This window comes from Lysobacter enzymogenes, assembly GCF_900106525.1.
Taxonomy (GTDB): domain Bacteria; phylum Pseudomonadota; class Gammaproteobacteria; order Xanthomonadales; family Xanthomonadaceae; genus Lysobacter; species Lysobacter enzymogenes.
Map to the genome: position 1 here is coordinate 449230 of NZ_FNOG01000005.1, position 17419 is coordinate 466648.

General features: G+C 68.1%; 15 protein-coding genes. 11 read left to right on the forward strand and 4 right to left on the reverse strand.

The window, feature by feature from the left end:
- Positions 1-303: 303 nt before the first annotated feature.
- The 8 genes from cyoA to BLU84_RS14870 all read left to right on the forward strand — a co-directional run bounded on the left by cyoA (position 304) and on the right by BLU84_RS14870 (position 10287).
- Positions 304-1353 carry a ubiquinol oxidase subunit II gene (cyoA, locus tag BLU84_RS14835; RefSeq protein WP_074868610.1) on the forward strand — a complete coding sequence of 350 codons (1050 nt, stop codon included), beginning with the start codon at positions 304-306 and terminating at the stop codon, positions 1351-1353.
- Positions 1354-1421: 68 nt separating this feature from the next.
- Positions 1422-3428 (forward strand): cytochrome o ubiquinol oxidase subunit I, encoded by a 2007-nt coding sequence (cyoB, locus tag BLU84_RS14840; RefSeq protein ID WP_074868613.1) that lies wholly within the window; start codon positions 1422-1424, stop codon positions 3426-3428.
- Complete coding sequence (gene cyoC, locus BLU84_RS14845; RefSeq protein ID WP_074868618.1) at positions 3421-4068, forward strand: cytochrome o ubiquinol oxidase subunit III; 648 nt, start codon at positions 3421-3423, stop codon at positions 4066-4068. The genes cyoB and cyoC overlap by 8 nt, the downstream gene beginning before the upstream one ends.
- On the forward strand, positions 4065-4478 hold the full coding sequence (gene cyoD, locus BLU84_RS14850; RefSeq protein ID WP_074868621.1) for a cytochrome o ubiquinol oxidase subunit IV: 414 nt from the start codon (positions 4065-4067) through the stop codon (positions 4476-4478). Before cyoC ends, cyoD begins: the two co-directional genes overlap by 4 nt.
- Before the next feature lie 254 nt (positions 4479-4732).
- Positions 4733-5503 (forward strand): SURF1 family protein, encoded by a 771-nt coding sequence (locus BLU84_RS14855; RefSeq protein WP_074868624.1) that lies wholly within the window; start codon positions 4733-4735, stop codon positions 5501-5503.
- 55 nt (positions 5504-5558) lie between these two features.
- Positions 5559-6917, forward strand: coding sequence for an ATP-binding protein (locus tag BLU84_RS14860; protein ID WP_083382617.1), 1359 nt, complete (start codon positions 5559-5561; stop codon positions 6915-6917).
- Positions 6910-7485, forward strand: a complete 576-nt coding sequence (locus tag BLU84_RS14865; protein WP_074868627.1) for a response regulator transcription factor — start codon at positions 6910-6912, stop codon at positions 7483-7485. The genes BLU84_RS14860 and BLU84_RS14865 overlap by 8 nt, the downstream gene beginning before the upstream one ends.
- A 465-nt stretch (positions 7486-7950) precedes the next feature.
- Positions 7951-10287, forward strand: coding sequence for a glycogen debranching protein (locus BLU84_RS14870; protein WP_074868630.1), 2337 nt, complete (start codon positions 7951-7953; stop codon positions 10285-10287).
- A gap of 291 nt (positions 10288-10578) precedes the next feature.
- On the opposite strand, the gene BLU84_RS14875 is transcribed toward BLU84_RS14870, so the two are convergent.
- Positions 10579-11529, reverse strand: coding sequence for a helix-turn-helix transcriptional regulator (locus tag BLU84_RS14875; RefSeq protein WP_074868633.1), 951 nt, complete (start codon positions 11527-11529; stop codon positions 10579-10581).
- A 331-nt stretch (positions 11530-11860) separates the two neighbouring features.
- On the opposite strand from BLU84_RS14875, the gene BLU84_RS14880 reads away from it, so the two are divergent.
- Positions 11861-12553, forward strand: coding sequence for an alpha/beta hydrolase (locus tag BLU84_RS14880; RefSeq protein WP_074868637.1), 693 nt, complete (start codon positions 11861-11863; stop codon positions 12551-12553).
- 488 nt (positions 12554-13041) lie between these two features.
- Here BLU84_RS14880 and BLU84_RS14885 read toward each other — a convergent pair whose 3' ends face one another.
- Entirely contained in the window at positions 13042-13839 is a 798-nt protein-coding gene (locus BLU84_RS14885; protein ID WP_074868641.1) for an AraC family transcriptional regulator, read from the reverse strand.
- A gap of 124 nt (positions 13840-13963) precedes the next feature.
- On the opposite strand from BLU84_RS14885, the gene BLU84_RS14890 reads away from it, so the two are divergent.
- Both BLU84_RS14890 and BLU84_RS14895 read left to right on the forward strand, forming a co-directional pair.
- Positions 13964-15235 (forward strand): MFS transporter, encoded by a 1272-nt coding sequence (locus BLU84_RS14890; RefSeq protein ID WP_083382619.1) that lies wholly within the window; start codon positions 13964-13966, stop codon positions 15233-15235.
- A 52-nt stretch (positions 15236-15287) separates the two neighbouring features.
- Entirely contained in the window at positions 15288-15893 is a 606-nt protein-coding gene (locus BLU84_RS14895; protein WP_074868644.1) for an alpha-ketoglutarate-dependent dioxygenase AlkB, read from the forward strand.
- A 615-nt stretch (positions 15894-16508) separates the two neighbouring features.
- Here the strand turns inward: BLU84_RS14895 and BLU84_RS14900 are convergent.
- Complete coding sequence (locus BLU84_RS14900) at positions 16509-16700, reverse strand: hypothetical protein (protein WP_074868646.1); 192 nt, start codon at positions 16698-16700, stop codon at positions 16509-16511.
- Positions 16701-16722: 22 nt separating this feature from the next.
- Complete coding sequence (locus BLU84_RS14905; RefSeq protein ID WP_170849175.1) at positions 16723-17352, reverse strand: GIY-YIG nuclease family protein; 630 nt, start codon at positions 17350-17352, stop codon at positions 16723-16725.
- Between the last annotated feature and the right edge of the window lie 67 nt (positions 17353-17419).

Consider the following 17419-nt stretch of genomic DNA (forward strand, 5'->3'; position numbering starts at 1 on the left):
GTCGATACCTTACTCCTGACCGCGCCGCCGCGCCGTTCGCGAACCGGCGGAAACTCCCGACGAACGGGCTGCGAGGCCCGAAAACCCAGGATTTCCGCGTTTTCGCGCCACCGGCGCCGCGGCCGGCCGCGCCGGAAGGCGCGCGCAGGCTTGCGCCCCGAAGATCGGGACGGCGTAAGCTTCCCACCCGGATTGCTGCACTGCCATAGGACAAAACGTCCAATCGTCCCGGCCGTCGCTGCGGCGCACAATTGCGCGGTCGCCGCGAGCCTCGCGGCCTTGTCGTGCTTAAGCGTCAGGTTGATGAACGCAATCAAGTCCCTCCTCCGTCCCCTGCTCCTGACCGGCGCGCTGCTGCCGCTGGCGGGCTGCAATACGCTCCTTCTGAACGCGCCCGGCGACGTGGCCCGCCAGCAAGGCGATCTGATCATCGTCTCCACCGTGCTGATGCTGTTGATCATCGTGCCGGTGATCGCGCTGACCCTGTTCTTCGCCTGGCGCTACCGCGCCTCCAACGCCAAGGCGACCTACAAGCCCGACTGGGATCACTCGACCCAGCTCGAGCTGCTGATCTGGGCCGCGCCGCTGCTGATCATCATCGTGCTCGGCGCGATCACCTGGGTCAGCACCCACACCCTGGATCCCTACCGCCCGCTCGACCGGATCAAGCCCGGCCAGCCGGTCGCAGCGGAGGTCAAGCCGCTGGAGATCGAAGTGGTGGCGCTGGACTGGAAGTGGCTGTTCCTCTATCCCGAATACAACATCGCCACGATCAACGAGATCGCAGCGCCGGTGGATCGCCCGATCAAGTTCAAGATCACTGCCTCTTCGGTGATGAACTCGTTCTACATCCCCGCCCTGGCCGGCCAGATCTACGCCATGCCCGGCATGGAGACCCAGTTGCACGCGGTGATGAACCACCCGGGCGAGTACCAGGGCTTCTCCGCCAACTACAGCGGCGCCGGCTTCTCGCACATGCGCTTCAAGTTCCACGGCCTGGACCAGGCCGGCTTCGACCAGTGGGTCGAAAGCAACCGCGCCGGCGGCCAGACCCTGGAGCGCGCCGGCTACCTGGAGCTGGAAAAGCCCAGCGAGAAGGAGCCGGTGCGCCGTTACGCTGCGGTCGCGCCGGGCCTGTACAAGGCCATCCTCAACCGCTGCGTAGACTCGTCGAAGATGTGCATGGACGAGATGATGATGATCGACGCCAACGGCGGCCTGGGCAACAGCGCCAACGCCCTGGCGCCGCGCCGCCGCGGCGATCTGCGCGGCGGGCCGGTGGTGCTCTCGGCGATGTGCGTCACCGAGCCCTCGGCCACCCCCAGCTGGGGCGTCGCCAGCCTGGCCCCCTGAGCGTTTAGCGCAAGCATTCAACCGCGCGCCTCGCGCGCGCAGGTCCGCACGCGGACTTCGGAGCGAAGATGTCTGACCAATCCAACCTCGCCAAGCTGATCTTCGGCCGGCTCTCGTGGGAATCGATCCCGCTGCATGAGCCGATCCTGCTCGGCACTTTCGCCATGGTCGCGCTCGGCGGCATCGCCGTGCTCGGCCTGCTGACCCGCTACAAGCTCTGGGGCTATCTCTGGAACGAGTGGTTCACCAGCATCGACCACAAGAAGATCGGCATCATGTACATCGTGCTGGGGCTGGTCATGCTCATGCGCGGTTTCGCCGACGCGATCATGATGCGCATGCAGCAGGCGATGGCCTTCGGCGACAACGCCGGCTTCCTGCCGCCGCACCACTACGACCAGATCTTCACCGCCCACGGCGTGATCATGATCTTCTTCGTGGCGATGCCGCTGGTGACGGGCTTCATGAACTACGTGGTGCCGCTGCAGATCGGCGCGCGCGACGTGGCCTTCCCGTTCCTCAACAACTTCAGCTTCTGGATGACCGCCTGCGGCGCGGGCCTGGTGATGGTCTCGCTGTTCGTCGGCGAGTTCTCCACCGCCGGCTGGCTGGCGTATCCGCCGCTGTCGGGCATCGCCTACAGCCCCAGCGTCGGCGTCGACTACTACATATGGGCGCTGCAGATCGCAGGCGTCGGCACCTTGCTGTCGGGCGTCAACCTGATCGCGACCATCGTCAAGATGCGCGCGCCGGGCATGGGCCTGATGAAGATGCCGGTGTTCACCTGGACCTCGCTGTGCACCAACGTGCTGATCGTGGCCGCGTTCCCGGTGCTGACCGCGGTGCTGGTGCTGCTCTCGCTCGACCGCTACGCGGGCACCAACTTCTTCACGAACGATCTGGGCGGCAACCCCATGATGTACGTGAACCTGATCTGGATCTGGGGCCACCCGGAGGTCTACATCCTGATCCTGCCGTGCTTCGGCATCTTCTCCGAGATCGTCTCCACCTACAGCGGCAAGCGCCTGTTCGGCTACGCCTCGATGGTGTACGCGACGGTGGTGATCACGATCCTGTCCTACCTGGTGTGGCTGCACCACTTCTTCACCATGGGCTCGGGCGCCAGCGTCAACTCGTTCTTCGGCATCACCACGATGATCATCTCGATCCCGACGGGCGCGAAGATCTTCAACTGGCTGTTCACCATGTACCGCGGCCGCATCCGCTTCGAGGTGCCGATGCTGTGGACGGTGGGCTTCATGGTCACCTTCACCATCGGCGGCATGACCGGCGTGCTGCTGGCGGTGCCGCCGGCCGACTTCGTCCTGCACAACAGCCTGTTCCTGATCGCCCACTTCCATAACGTGATCATCGGCGGCGTGCTGTTCGGCCTGTTCGCCGGCATCAACTTCTGGTGGCCCAAGGCCTTCGGCTTCAAGCTCGATCCGTTCTGGGGCAAGTGCTCGTTCTGGTTCTGGCAGATCGGCTTCTTCTTCGCCTTCATGCCGCTGTACGTGCTCGGCCTGATGGGCGTGACCCGGCGCATGAGCCACTTCGACGATCCCTCGATCCAGATCTGGTTCATCATCGCCGCCTTCGGCGCCGCGCTGATCGCGATCGGCATCGCCTGCATGCTGATCCAGATCTTCGTCAGCATCCGCAACCGCGAGAAGCTGCGCGACCCGACCGGCGACCCGTGGCAGGGCCGCACCCTGGAGTGGTCGACCTCTTCGCCGCCGCCGGCCTACAACTTCGCCTTCACCCCGGTGGTGCACGACAACGACGCCTGGCACGACATGAAGCAGAACGGTTTCCAGCGTCCGACCTCGGGCTTCCTGGCGATCCACATGCCCAAGAACACCGCCGCCGGCCTGATCATCGCCCTGCTCAGCACCGTCTGCGCGTTCGCCCTGATCTGGCAGATGTGGCTGGTGGCCGGCGTGTTCTTCGCCGCGATGCTGGTCGCCGCGATCGTCCACACCTTCAACTACAAGCGCGACTACTACATCCCGGCGGACGAAGTCACCGCCACCGAGAACCAGCGCACGCAACAACTGGCCGCCGCCCATGTCTGACGCCACCGCCATCCTCACCCACGCCCAGGCGCAGCCGCCCTCCTCGGCCGCGCGCTTCCTGGACCTCAAGGGCAAGCACCATCCGGAGAACGGCACCCTGCTCGGGTTCTGGCTCTACCTGATGAGCGACTGCCTGGTGTTCGCCGTGCTGTTCGCCACCTACGGCGTGCTCGGCCGCAGCTACGCGGCCGGCCCGTCGGGCGCGGACCTGTTCGACCTGCAGTTGGTGGCGATCAACACCTCGATGCTGCTGCTGTCGTCGATCACCTACGGCTTCGCCATGATCGCGATGACCAAGCGCAAGCTGGCCGCGGTGCAGGGCTGGCTGGCGATCACCGGCGTGTTCGGCCTGGCCTTCATCGGCCTGGAGCTGTACGAGTTCGCCCACCTGATCCACGAAGGCGCCGGCCCGCAGCGCAGCGCGTTCCTGTCCTCGTTCTTCGCCCTGGTCGCCACCCACGGCCTGCACGTCACCTTCGGCATCGTCTGGCTGGTGGTGCTGATGGTGCAGTTGAACAAGCACGGCCTGACCGCGCCGAACCGCCGCCGCCTGCTGTGCCTGTCGATGTTCTGGCACTTCCTCGACGTCGTCTGGATCGGCGTCTTCACCTTCGTCTACCTGATGGGAGTGCTGCCGTGACCCAGTCCGCGCACCACGACAACGCACACGACAACGCACACGATCACGCTCACGACGACCACGGTCACGAAGAGCACGACGACTACCACGGCACCGTCAAGGGCTACACCATCGGCTTCCTGCTGTCGGTGGTGCTGACCGCGATCCCGTTCTGGCTGGTCATGGCCAAGGTGCTCCCGTCCTCGGGCGCCACCGCCGCGGTGATCCTCGGCTTCGCCGTGGTCCAGATCGTCGTGCACATGGTCTACTTCCTGCACATGAACACGAAGTCGGAAGGCGGCTGGAACATGCTGGCGCTGATCTTCACCCTGGTGATCGTGGTCATCACCCTGGCCGGTTCGTTGTGGGTCATGCATCACTTGAACGTGAACATGATGCCGATGCCGCATGAGATGCGGAACATGCCTTGAGGCCAGGAGATGGCGCGCAGGAGTGAGCAGATAGCGCTCCTCTTCGCGGTTTGCGCGGCGAACGGCCTCAAGGCGTTCGCCGCGTTCTCTCCAGTACGCCGTCCCCGCGCAGGCGGGGATCCGGAGACTTCGGCCGGCCCTTTCCGGCAGCCTGCGCCGGCTACGCGCGCAGCCGCACCCCGCCCCGGTCCACGCAGGGCTATCATCCCCACGCAACCGGCTCGCCCCACTCGTCTTCCGCACGAGGCCCGCTCATGGCGACCAGCGTCAAACCGCCGCGCAGTACCTTCGTCCTCGGCCTGATCGGCGCCGTGTTCCTGGCGATGTTCGCCGGCCTGATCGCGCTCGGCGCCTGGCAGGTGCAGCGCCTGGGCTGGAAACGCGACCTGATCCAGCGGGTGGAATCGCGCGTGCACGCCGAACCCGGCGCCGCGCCGGGCCCCAGCGACTGGCCCGCGGTGAGCGCAGCGCGCGAGGAATACCGCCACGTGCGCCTGCGCGGGCGCTACCTGCCCGGCGCCGACACCCGGGTGCAGGCGGTGACCGAACTCGGCCCCGGTTTCTGGCTGCTGAGCCCGCTGCGCAGCGACGCCGGCTATACCGTGCTGGTCAACCGCGGCTATGTGCCCGACGCGCGCACCGCGCAATCGACGCCGCCGCCGGCGGGCGAAATCGAAGTGACCGGCCTGCTGCGCCTGAGCGAGCCCGGCGGCGGCTTCCTGCGCCGCAACCAGCCGGCGCAGCAGCGCTGGTTCTCGCGCGACGTCGCCGCGATCGCCGCCGCGCACCGGCTCGACGGCGCCACCGCGCCGTATTTCGTCGACGCCGAGCGCGCCGCGCCGCTGCCCGGCGACTTGCGCCAGGCCCCGCAATGGCCGGTCGGCGGCCTCACGGTGATAAAGTTCCCCAACAACCACTTGCAGTACGCGCTGACCTGGTTCGTGCTGGCGCTGATGGTGGCGTGGGCGGGCTGGCGGGTGTGGCGGGAGGAAAGCCGGCGGCGCGCGGCGCACAAAACGCCTTGATTCCCGTCGTTCGCAATCCCCGCTTCGCCTCCCCCGCTTCGCGCTTACGCTCCAGATGGCCGCCGTACTCCAGCAGTTCCTGTCCCCCTTCCACTCGTTCCTGGCCCTGACCATGCAGCCCGACCAGCCCCTCCCGGCCTCGCGCGACGGCACCGGAGTCAAGAACATGCATCAGCTGATCCAGTTGCGCTGGATCGCGGTGATCGGCCAGGTCGCCACCATCGTCTTCGTCCACTACGGCTTCGGCATCGCCCTGCCGCTGATGCCGATGGCGATCGTGCTGGCCTGCCTGGCCGCGTTCAATCTGGTCAGCACGCTGCGCTGGCGCAAGCGCGAGGAAGTCACCAACGGCGCGCTGTTCCTGGCCTTGCTGGTCGACATCCTCACCCTGACCGCGCAGCTCTACCTCAGCGGCGGCGCGGCCAATCCGTTCGTATTCCTGTACCTGCTGCAGGTGGCGCTGGCCTGCGTGCTGCTGCGCACCTGGGCCAGCTGCGCGGTGGTGGTGGTGACCACCGCCTGCTTCATCGCCCTGACCGCGTTCGCCGGGCCCGTGGTGATTCCGGCCGACCCGACCCGCGGCCTGCGCGATCCCTACGTGCAGGGCCTGCTGCTGTGCTTCGCGCTCAACGCGACCTTGCTGGTGGTGTTCATCACCCGCATCGGCCGCAACCTGCGCGCGCGCGACCAGCGCCTGGCCGACCTGCGCCAGCGCGCCGCCGAGGAAGAACACATCGTGCGCATGGGCCTGCTCGCCTCCGGCGCTGCGCACGAGCTGGGCACGCCGCTGGCGACGCTGTCGGTGATCCTCGGCGACTGGCGGCGGATGCCGCCGTTCACCCAGCAGCCCGAGCTGCTGCAGGAACTCGACGAAATGCAGACCCAGCTGACCCGCTGCAAGAGCATCGTCACCGGCATCCTGCTCTCGGCCGGCGAAGCGCGCGGCGAAGCGCCGGCCATCACCACGGTGACGGCGTTCCTCGACGACTTGGTCGGCGAGTGGCGCACCACCCGCCCGGTGCGCGGATTCGACTACGAAAACGGCTTCGGCGAGGATGAGCCGATCATTTCCGACTCCGGCCTCAAGCAGATGATCTGCAACGTGCTCGACAACGCGCTGGAAGCCTCGCCCGGCTGGGTCGGGCTGGAATCCTGGCGCGACGAAGACCGGCTGGTGCTGCGCGTCAGCGACGCCGGCCCCGGCTTCGCCCCGGCGATGCTGTCGCATTTCGGCAAGCCCTATCAGTCCAGCAAGGGCCGTCCGGGCGGCGGACTGGGCCTGTTCCTCGCCCTCAACGTGGCGCGCCAGCTCGGCGGCAGCATGGTCGCGCGCAACCGCGAACCCAGCGGCGCGGTGGTGACCATGAGCCTGCCGCTGGCCGCGCTGACGCCGCCGGAGACCTCGGATGAGTGACGACTTGCCGCTGCCGCACGACGACGAAGACGACGACGAGCCGCGCCGGCTGCTGATCGTCGAGGACGACGCCGCCTTCGCGCGCACGCTCAGCCGTTCGTTCGAGCGCCGCGGCTACCTCGTCCACCACGCCAGCAACCTGGCCGAAGTCGAGGCGCTGCTCGTGCAGCACACGCCCGGCTACGCCGTGGTCGACCTCAAGCTCGCCGGCGGCGACTCGGGCCTGGCCTGCGTGCAGGCGCTGCACGCCCACGACGAAGACATGCTGATCGTGGTGCTGACCGGCTACGCCAGCATCGCCACCGCGGTCGAAGCGATCAAGCTCGGCGCCCTGCACTACCTCGCCAAGCCGTCCAACACCGACGACATCGAAGCCGCGTTCGGCCGCGCCGAAGGCGACGTCACCGTCGAGCTGACCGAACGCCAGACCTCGATCAAGACGCTGGAGTGGGAGCGCATCCACGAGATGCTCGCCGCCACCGACTTCAACATCTCCGAGACCGCGCGGCGGCTGGGCATGCATCGCCGGACGCTGGCGCGCAAGTTGGGCAAGCATCGGATCAAGTGAGCACGCGAATCGGATGCGAGGCTTCACGCTGAAGTCTTGGGATCCCCGCTTTCGCGGGGATGACGATCTGGAAGAAACGCGACGAAACCCACCTACCGTCATTCCCGCGAAGGCGGGAATCCAGGGCTTTATCGAAGCATGACTCTGAAGTCTCTGGATCCCCGCCTTCGCGGGGATGACGGCCTGGAAGAGGCGCGACGAAACCCACCTACCGTCATTCCCGCGAAGGCGGGCTTCGCTTTACTTCGGCGAAGCCGAACATCCAGGGCTTCATACGGGCATCACTCTGAAGCCTCTGCCCCCGTCGCGAGGATCACCGCCGGACATCCGCGCGTCATGTGACCCGCATCGCCCCTCCCGCGCTGAATACGATTGCAGACCGTCATGCTGCAATGCGACCGCCTTCTAAAGTCGTAGCGTACGCCCGCGACCGTCGCGGCGCGTCGACCAGGGAGAGCGGCGACGATGGGCGAACAAGGATTTGCGAACCGACGATCGATCCGCGCTCAACTGCGCGCGCTCGCCCTGGCCGCGCTGGCCTGCGCGCTGAGCCCGGCGCACGCCGCCATCGACTCGCAACAGCTCGGCGCGCGTTACGACGCGACCCAGGCCAACCTTGCCTTCCGCGTCTATTCCTCGCGCGCGACCCGCATCGAAGTGTTCCTGTACAAGAACCCGACCGGTTCGCAGGAAGTCGCGCGGCTGGCGCTGAGCAAGGATCCGGCGACGCAAATCTGGTCGCTGTCGCTGCCGACCAGCACGATCAAGACCACCTACGGCATCACCGGCGCGGTCTACTACGGCTATCGCGCCTGGGGTCCGAACTGGACGTACGACCCGGCCTGGAGCAAAGGCAGCGCCACCGGCTTCGTCAGCGACGTCGACAACGCCGGCAACCGCTTCAATCCCAACAAGCTGCTGATCGACCCCTACGCGCGCGAGATCAGCCAGGATCCCAACACCGCCGCCTGCCCCGACGGCACGATCTACGCCAGCGGCGCCGCCCATCGCAATAAGGACAGCGGCCTGTGCGCGAGCAAGAGCATCGCGCTGGCGGCCGATGCCACCTCTATCGGCAGCAAGCCGACGCGCGCGCTCAAGGACGAGGTGATCTATGAGGTCCACGTACGCGGCCTGACCCGCAGCGACGACAGCGTGCCCGCGGCCGAGCGCGGCACCTACAAGGGCGCCGCGCGCAAGGCCGCGGCGCTGGCCGCGCTGGGCGTCACCGCGGTCGAGTTCCTGCCGGTGCAGGAGGCGCAGAACGACCAGAACGACGTCGACCCGAATTCGACCGTGGGCGACAACTACTGGGGCTACATGACCCTCAACTACTTCGCCCCGGACCGCCGCTACGCCTTCGATAAAACCCCCGGCGGGCCGACCCGCGAATGGAAGGCGATGGTCAAGGCCTTCCACGACGCCGGCATCAAGGTCTATATCGACGTGGTCTACAACCACACCGGCGAAGGCGGCCCCTGGGGCGGCAGCGACGGGCTCAGCGTCTACAACCTGCTGTCGTTCCGCGGCCTCGACAACCCGGCCTATTACTCGCTGACCAGCGACTACAAATACCCGTGGGACAACACCGGCGTCGGCGGCAACTACAACACCCGCCATCCGATCGCGCAGAACCTGATCGTCGATTCGCTGGCCTACTGGCGCGACGCGCTCGGCGTCGACGGCTTCCGTTTCGATCTGGCCTCGGTGCTCGGCAACAGCTGCCAGCACGGCTGCTTCAACTTCGACAAGAACGACAGCGGCAATGCGCTCAACCGCATCGTCGCCGAACTGCCGCCGCGTCCGGCCGCGGGCGGCGCCGGCGCGGACCTGATCGCCGAGCCCTGGGCGATCGGCGGCAATTCCTATCAGGTCGGCGGCTTCCCCGCCGGCTGGGCCGAATGGAACGGGCTCTATCGCGACGCGCTGCGCAAGAAGCAGAACAAGCTCGGCATGGAGACGGTGACGCCCGGCACCCTGGCCAGCCGCTTCGCCGGCTCCAGCGACCTGTACGGCGACGACGGCCGCAAGCCCTGGCATTCGATCAACTTCGTCGTCGCCCACGACGGCTTCACCCTCAACGACCTGTATGCCTACAACGACAAGCAGAACAGCCAGCCGTGGCCCTACGGCCCGTCCGACGGCGGCGAAGACCACAATCTGAGCTGGGACCAGGGCGGCATCGTCGCCGACCAGCGCAAGGCCGCGCGCACCGGGCTGGCCCTGCTGATGCTCAGCGCCGGCGTGCCGATGATCACCGGCGGCGACGAAGCGCTGCGCACCCAGTTCGGCAACAACAACACCTACAACCTGGATTCGGCGGCCAACTGGCTGTACTGGACCCGCAGCGCGGTCGAGGCCGACCACGAAACCTTCACCAAGCGCTTGATCGCGTTCCGCAAGGCGCACCCGGCGCTGCGCCCGGCCGGGTTCTATTCCGGCAGCGACGGCAACGGCAACGTGATGGAGCAATTGCGCTGGTTCAAGCCCGACGGCGCCCAGGCCGACAGCGCCTACTTCAACGGCGCCGACAACCACGCCCTGGCCTGGCGCATCGACGGCAGCGAATTCGGCGACAGCGCCAGCGCGATCTACGTCGCCTACAACGGCTGGTCGGGCCCGGTGAACTTCGTGCTGCCGTGGCCGGGCACCGGCAAGCAGTGGTACCGCGTGGCCGACACCGCGACCTGGAACGAAGGCCCCAACGCCTTCGCTGCGCCCGGCAGCGAGACCCTGATCGGCGACGAAAACACCACCTACGGCGCGCAAGCCCGCTCGCTGTTCCTGCTGATCGCCAAATGACCCAACGCGCCGCTCCCGCCACCGCTTCGCCGTAACGGCAAGCCCCCTGTAGGAGCGGCGCGAGCCGCGACCGCGACAACGCAACTGCGGCGAAACTTCCGTCGCAAGCGAAGTGCCACAACCGCTTCGCCACAGCGACAAGCCCCCTGTAGGAGCGGCGCAAGCCGCGACCGCGACAACGCAACTGCGGCGACACTTCCGTCGCAAGCGCTGTGTCGCGGTCGCGGCTTGCGCCGCTCCTACAGGGGCTTCGGCCGGTTTCGTCGGGCGGCACGCGGCGTCTGTCCATCGCTACGCCGCGCCCTCGACGCGCTCGCTCGCCTGCGCCCGATACTGGCTCGGCGACACGCCGAACTCGCGCCGGAAGCTGCGCGCCAGCGCCGCCTCCGACGCATAGCCCACGCGCTCGGCGACCTGCGCCACCAACAGCTCGGTGCGCGCCAGCAGATCCGCCGCCAACTGCATGCGCCAACGTCCCAGATAGCGCATCGGCGGCTCGCCGACCGCGCGGGCGAAACGCTGGCCGAGGCTGGAACGCGATTGGTGCAGCCGCGCCGCCAGCGTCTGCACGCTCCAGGCCCGCGCCGGCTCGGCGTGCAGCAGGGCCAGGGCGCGGCCGACCAAGGGGTCGCGCAGCGCGGTCAGCCAGCCGCTCTGGCGCGGCGGCGCCGACGCCAGCCAATGCCGCACCGACCAGATGAACACCATGTCGATCAGTCGCGCCAGCATGATCCGGCTGCCGATGCTCGGCTCGCGCGTTTCCTTGCGCATCGCCTCGAAGGTCATCGCCAGCCATTGCGCCGCTTCGCTCGCGCCGGATTCGTCGCAAGCGGCGGTGCGCGCGTGCAGCACTTCCGGCAAGGCCCGCATCAGCGCCGCGCCGCTCATCGCCTCGAAACCGAACGCGCCGCTGGTGAGTTCAGGCGCGCGGCCGCGCGCCGCGGCCTCGATCCGGTGCGCGTTGCCGTGCGGCAGGATCAGCAACTCGCCGGGCTGCACACGCAAGCGGGTCGCCCGCGCGCGCGGGCCGGACGCCGATTCGATCGCGAACTCGCACGCCGCGCCGCGCACGAAATGGAACATCGCGCGGCCGTCGGCGTAGCGCTGCGGCGTGCCGGCGCGCAGCGGCCCTTCGCGCAGCAGTTCGCCGTGCACGCGCGCCAGCCGGAACGCATCGAAGAACACCTCGTCCTGCAGCGAGGCGAAGGCGGCGGCGGTACGTGCGCTGTGGCGTCTGGGCATTGGATTGCGGCGTCCGGGCAGGGTCGGGGGCGAAGGCGGAGCCTAAGGTAGCGATGCGTCCGGTTCGCGGCCGCGGCGGAAAATCGGTCGAGCCGGACGAGCCGGCACCAGCGCCATTTTCCGGACATGAAAAACCCAAGACAAGCATCTTTCACAGTCATGAAAGACGCCCAAAAATAATTCACGCCGCGTAGTTTCTGCATATGAAAGTCTCGGCGTCTCGCAGGGATCCGGGCCCGGCCCGGCGCGACAGGCCGACGCCAACCGGCCGCCGCGCGCGTGCTTGCGTTGGCGCATCCCTCCGACCTCCACCTGACATGGAATCACGATCATGAGCGGCAAACCCACCATCGTTCTCGTACACGGCTTCTGGGGCGGCGCGGCGCATTGGGCCAAGACCATCGTCGAGCTTTCGCGCAAGGGCTACACCGATATCCGGGCGGTGGAAGTGCCGCTGACCTCGCTGGCCGACGACGCCGCGCGCACCCGCAAGATGATCGAACAGGCGCCCGGTCCGGTGCTGTTGGTCGGTCATTCCTACGGCGGCGCGGTGATCACCGAAGCCGGCAATCACGACAAGGTCGCCGGCCTGGTCTACATCGCCGCGTTCGCGCCCGACCGCGGCGAAAGCCCGGGCGGCATCACCCAGGAGCACGTGCCCGAAGCCGCACCGAACCTGGCCCCCGACAGCGACGGCTACCTGTGGCTGAAGGCCGACAAGTTCCACGAAAGCTTCTGCCAGGACCTCAGCGCCGACGAAGGCCTGGTGATGGCGGTGACGCAGAAGGCGCCGCTGGCGAGCACCTTCGGCGACGCGATCTCGCAGCCGGCGTGGAAGTCCAAGCCGACCTGGTATCAGATCTCGGCCCACGACCGCATGATCCATCCGGAGAATCAGAAGCGCATGTCGGCGCGGATGAATCCGAAGAAGACCATCACCCTGGACGCCAGCCACGCCTCGCTGGCCTCGCAGCCGGCGCAGATCGCTGCGCTGATCGACGAAGCCGCGCGCGCGGTCGGCTGAGGCCGTAGCGCGGCCCGCTCCTACAGCCGCTTCGCTGTAACGGCATAGCCCTGTAGGAGCGGCGCGAGCCGCGACTGCGACAACGCAGCTACGGCGAAACTTTCGCCGAAAGCGAAGTGCCGCGGTCGCGACTTGCGTCGCTCCTACAGTCGCTTCGTTGCGAAAACGCAAGCCCTGCAAGAGCGACGCGAGCCGCGACTGCGACAACACAACTACGGCGAAACTCGCGCCGCAAGCGCAGTGCCGCGGTCGCGACTTGCGTCGCTCCTACAGTCGCTTCGTTGCGACAACGCAAGCCCTGTAGGAGCGGCGCGAGCCGCGACTGCGATAACACAGCTACGGCGAAACTTTCGCCGCAAGCGCAGTGCCGCGGTCGCGACTTGCGTCGCTCCTACAGTCGCTTCGTTGCGACAACGCAAGCCCTGTAGGAGCGACGCGAGTCGCGACCGCGCCGACGCAACTGCGACGGAACCTCCAACGCCACGCGCTCACCCCGCCGGCGCATACGCTCTCGCCGTCGACAGATAACGACTCGGCGGCATGCCGATCAGGCGCTTGAACATGGTGGTGAACGCAGAGGCGCTCTCATAGCCGAGATCCAGCGCCAGCGCAGTGATCGGTTCGCCCGCGGCCAACCGCGGCAGCGCCGCGAAGATCGCGGCCTGCCGGCACCATTGGGCGAAGCTGGTTCCGGTCTGGGCGCGGAAGCGGCGGGTGAAGGTGCGCCGGCTCATCGCCAGGTCGCGGCACCAGTCGTCGATGCCATCGTGCGGCGACGGGTGCGCGAGGTACGCGCGGCAGCGCTTGGCCAGGCGCGGTTCGGCCGGGAACGGGATGTCCAGCGGCAGCACCGGCGCGCGCTCGATCTCGCGCACGATCAGCGAATAGATCAGGTCCGGGCGCGAGCCGTCGGCGGTGTCGGCCTGCAGCGGCAGGTCGAGGGTCTCCAGCAACAGCTCGCGCATCAGCGCCGACACCCCGATCACCCGGCAGTCGGCCGGCAGCGCCGCGCTGACCTCGGGTTCGACGTAGATGCTGCGGGTGCTGATCGGCGCCAGCACGTGCACATCGTGCGGCATGCCGGCCGGAATCCAGGCGGCGCGCTCGGGCGGCACCATCCAGCGGCCGGCCTCGGTGCCGACCACCATGATCCCGTGCGCGCCGTACAGCAGCTGCGAGCGGCGATGACGATGGCGGGCGATGCGATGCCCGCTGGGGTACTCGTTCGAGGTCGCCACGATCCGGCCCGGCAAGTGGTCGACCTGGCCGGCCAGCACATTGCGCATTGGCCCGATCTCGAAGAATGTTGACCCGAACTATAACGCGGGCAAGCACGCAGGAGCGTTTACTGAATCCGCCGTTGCGCCCGGCGCTGCCGGGCGCGCGCCCCCTCCCCGCCAGCCTTCCGCCATGACCTCCCTGGACACCTCCGCTCCTGCACCGGCCGACAGCCCCGTCGCGCCTGCGGTTCCCGACTTCCAAACCCCGCCCGCCGCCGCCGAGACCGCCAACAAGATCGCCTTGCCGATCCTGGCCATGCTCAGCGTCTGCCACCTGCTCAACGACATGATCCAGTCGTTGCTGCCGGCGCTGTATCCGCTGCTCAAGCAGAGCTTTCAGCTCGATTTCGGCCAGATCGGCTTGATCACCCTGACTTTCCAGGTCACCGCCTCGCTGTTGCAGCCGCTGGTGGGCATCTACACCGACAAGCGGCCGATGCCGTGGTCGCTGGCGATCGGCATGGGCTTCACCCTGACCGGGCTGCTGCTGCTCTCGCGCGCCACCAGCTTTCCGATGCTGTTGCTCGCCGCGGCCCTGGTCGGTTCGGGCTCGTCGGTGTTCCATCCCGAATCCTCGCGGGTGGCGCGCATGGCCTCCGGCGGCCGCCACGGGTTGGCGCAGTCGCTGTTCCAGGTCGGCGGCAATCTCGGCTCGGCCTTGGGGCCGCTGCTGGCGGCGTACATCGTCATGCCGCGCGGCCAGGGCAGCGTGGGCTGGTTCGCGTTCGCGGCGCTGGCGGCGATGCTGCTGCTCAGCCGCATCGGCCTGTGGTATCGCGATCAGATCCCCTTGCAGCGCAAGGCCGGCGCCCGCGCCGCGACAGCGCCGAAGCTGCCGCGCAACACCATCGTGGCGACCATGGTCGTGCTCGGCCTGCTGATCTTCAGCAAGTACTTCTACATGGCCAGCCTGTCGAGCTATTACACGTTCTACCTGATGCACAAGTTCGGGGTCAGCGCGCAGAGCGCGCAGGTGCATCTGTTCGTGTTCCTCGGCGCCGTCGCGCTGGGCACCTTGGCCGGCGGCCCGATCGGCGACCGCATCGGCCGCCGCTACGTCATCTGGTTCTCGATCCTGGGCGTGCTGCCGTTCACCCTGCTGCTGCCGCACGCGAACCTGGCCTGGACCACGCTGCTGACGGTGATCATCGGCTTGATCCTGTCCTCGGCGTTCTCGGCGATCCTGGTCTATGCGCAGGAACTGGTGCCCGGCCGCACCGGCGTCATCGCCGGGCTGTTCTTCGGTTTCGCCTTCGGCATGGGCGGCCTGGGCGCGGCGGCGCTGGGCCAGTTGGCCGACCACGTCGGCATCGAAGCGGTCTACCGCTTGTGCGCTTACCTGCCGGCGATCGGCTTGTTGGCGTGGTTCCTGCCCAAGCTCGAGCAGCGGCCGAAGGCCTGAGCGAGACGGCGCGGTCTCGCAGGCTGAGACCGCGCCGGCGTAGCCTGCGCCGATGCATCAGGCCTCGCTGTTCGCCGCGCAACCGCAGCAACCCATCCTCGACGCCGAAGGCGGCGTGCGCTACCTGCCGGGCGTGTTCGCGCCGGACGCCTGCGCGCGCTTGTTCGCCGAACTGCGCGACCATGCGGCCTGGAATTCCGAGCAGCGGCTGATGTACGAACGATTGGTCGAGGTGCCGCGCCGCGTCGCCCGTTACCGCATCGGCCGCGACGAACTGCCGCCGCTGCTGGATGCCGCCGCCGCGCGCGTGCGCGAGGTGCTCGGTGCGCCCTTCGACAGCGTCGGCCTGAATCTCTACCGCGACGGCCGCGACAGCGTCGCCCCGCACAACGACAAACTGCACGACCTGGCCCCGGGCCAGCCCATCGCCGTGCTCTCGCTCGGCGCGAGCCGGCGCATGACCATCCGCGCCAAGCGCGCGCCGCACGCGACCTGGCATATCGAACTGGAGGCCGGCAGCCTGCTGGTGATGAGCCACGCCTCGCAATACCGCTACGACCACGGCATCCCCAAGGATCCGGGGGTGGTGGATGCGCGGATCAGCGCGGCGTTCCGGGTGCCGCGCGAGGCCGACGCCGCTGCGGCGCAGCGACTGTAGGAGCGACGCGAGTCGCGACCGCGGCACTACGCTTGCGGCGAGGGCTGCGCCGCAGTTGCGTCGTCGCGGTCGCGGCTTGCGCCGCTCCTACAGAGACTACGCCGCTGCAACGAAGCGACTGTAGGAGCGACGCGAGTCGCGACCGCGGCACTACGCTTGCGGCGAGGGCTGCGCCGCAGTTGCGTCGTCGCGGTCGCGGCTTGCGCCGCTCCTACAGAGACTACGCCGCTGCAACGAAGCGACTGTAGGAGCGACGCGAGTCGCGACCGCGTCACTTCGCTTGCGACGAGAGTTACGCCGCAGTTGCGTTGTCGCGGTCGCGGCTTGCGCCGCTCCTACAGGGCCTATGCCGCTGCGACGAAGCGACTGTAGGAGCGACGCGAGTCGCGACCGCTGCACCTCGCTTGCGACGAAAGTTGCGCCGCAGTTGCGTTGTCGCGGTCGCGGCTTGCGCCGCTCCTACAAGGGCCATGCCGTCGCGACGAAGCGACTGTAGGAGCGACGCGAGTCGCGACCGCGTCACTTCGCTTGCGACGAGGGTTATGCCACAGGTGCGTTGTCGCGGTCGCGGCTTGCGCCGCTCCTACAGGGAGATACGCTGCTTGCGCGTGAGGCTTAGGCTTGCGCGGACGGGGTGACCGCGTGCGTCGGTGCGTCGTCGCTGGAGGCCAGCGCGGCCCAGCGCAGTTCCACGCCGTTGCGCCGGCCTTTTTCGGTCAGCTTGAGTCCGTCGGGGTCGACGGTCAGGGTGTAGGCCTTGCCGTCGATGTCCAGTTCGCGCCGCAGCGGTTTGTCGAGTTTGGTCATGGTGCACTCCTGAGCGTTGGGCCTAGGGAACGGTAGCGCCGGCGCGCCGGTACCAGTCCAGCAGACTGGGCGGCAGGCGGCGGTCGAGATCGAAGGTCAGCGCGCGATGCGCGTCCAGGGTATCGAGCAGGTTGCGCCGCAGCGGCGCCAGCTCCGGCGCGTCGAGCAAGGCGGTGTCGCCCTGCAGCTGCGTCAGCAACTCCTCGGCGCGCGCGTACAACGCGTCGCCCTGCCCCGTCAGTTCGCGCGCCATCCATGCCGACAGCGGCCGGTGCACGGCATGGCCATGCGCCCGCCACAATTCGGCTTCGCGTTCGAGTTGCGCATAGGCGCCGCGGTACCACTCGCCCAGGCCGGCCGCCTGTTCGCGCACGGTCAGCGGCGCCGGCGCATTGTGCTCGCGCAGCCGCGCATGCAGCGCGTGTTCGAGCGAGCGCGCCTCGCGCACCTTGTCCAGCTCCAGCGCGAAGGCGCGGCCCAGATCGAAGAATTCGAAGTAGCGCGGCTGCAAGGCCTGGGCGCGTTGCAGCGGATTGCGCGAGTGGCCGATCTTGAGCAGATCCTCGTACGCGCACGGCAGCACGTACAAGAAGCAGCGTCCCTCGCTGGCGCCGGCGGGACGGTCGGGTTCTCGGCTGCGCAAGAAGGACATGGGCCGGATCATCGCCCAGGCGTTGCGAGCGCGGCGTGCAGGCCGCGGCCGGATCGCGCGCCGCTGT

Coding starts and splice junctions, on each gene's coding strand:
- cyoA (WP_074868610.1), top strand. CDS start 304: ATGAACGCAATCAAGTCCCTCCTCCGTCCCCTGCTCCTGACCGGCGCG.
- cyoB (WP_074868613.1), top strand. CDS start 1,422: ATGTCTGACCAATCCAACCTCGCCAAGCTGATCTTCGGCCGGCTCTCG.
- cyoC (WP_074868618.1), top strand. CDS start 3,421: ATGTCTGACGCCACCGCCATCCTCACCCACGCCCAGGCGCAGCCGCCC.
- BLU84_RS14855 (WP_074868624.1), top strand. CDS start 4,733: ATGGCGACCAGCGTCAAACCGCCGCGCAGTACCTTCGTCCTCGGCCTG.
- BLU84_RS14860 (WP_083382617.1), top strand. CDS start 5,559: ATGGCCGCCGTACTCCAGCAGTTCCTGTCCCCCTTCCACTCGTTCCTG.
- BLU84_RS14865 (WP_074868627.1), top strand. CDS start 6,910: ATGAGTGACGACTTGCCGCTGCCGCACGACGACGAAGACGACGACGAG.
- BLU84_RS14870 (WP_074868630.1), top strand. CDS start 7,951: ATGGGCGAACAAGGATTTGCGAACCGACGATCGATCCGCGCTCAACTG.
- BLU84_RS14875 (WP_074868633.1), bottom strand. CDS start 11,529: ATGCCCAGACGCCACAGCGCACGTACCGCCGCCGCCTTCGCCTCGCTG.
- BLU84_RS14880 (WP_074868637.1), top strand. CDS start 11,861: ATGAGCGGCAAACCCACCATCGTTCTCGTACACGGCTTCTGGGGCGGC.
- BLU84_RS14885 (WP_074868641.1), bottom strand. CDS start 13,839: ATGCGCAATGTGCTGGCCGGCCAGGTCGACCACTTGCCGGGCCGGATC.
- BLU84_RS14890 (WP_083382619.1), top strand. CDS start 13,964: ATGACCTCCCTGGACACCTCCGCTCCTGCACCGGCCGACAGCCCCGTC.
- BLU84_RS14895 (WP_074868644.1), top strand. CDS start 15,288: ATGCATCAGGCCTCGCTGTTCGCCGCGCAACCGCAGCAACCCATCCTC.
- BLU84_RS14900 (WP_074868646.1), bottom strand. CDS start 16,700: ATGACCAAACTCGACAAACCGCTGCGGCGCGAACTGGACATCGACGGC.
- BLU84_RS14905 (WP_170849175.1), bottom strand. CDS start 17,352: ATGTCCTTCTTGCGCAGCCGAGAACCCGACCGTCCCGCCGGCGCCAGC.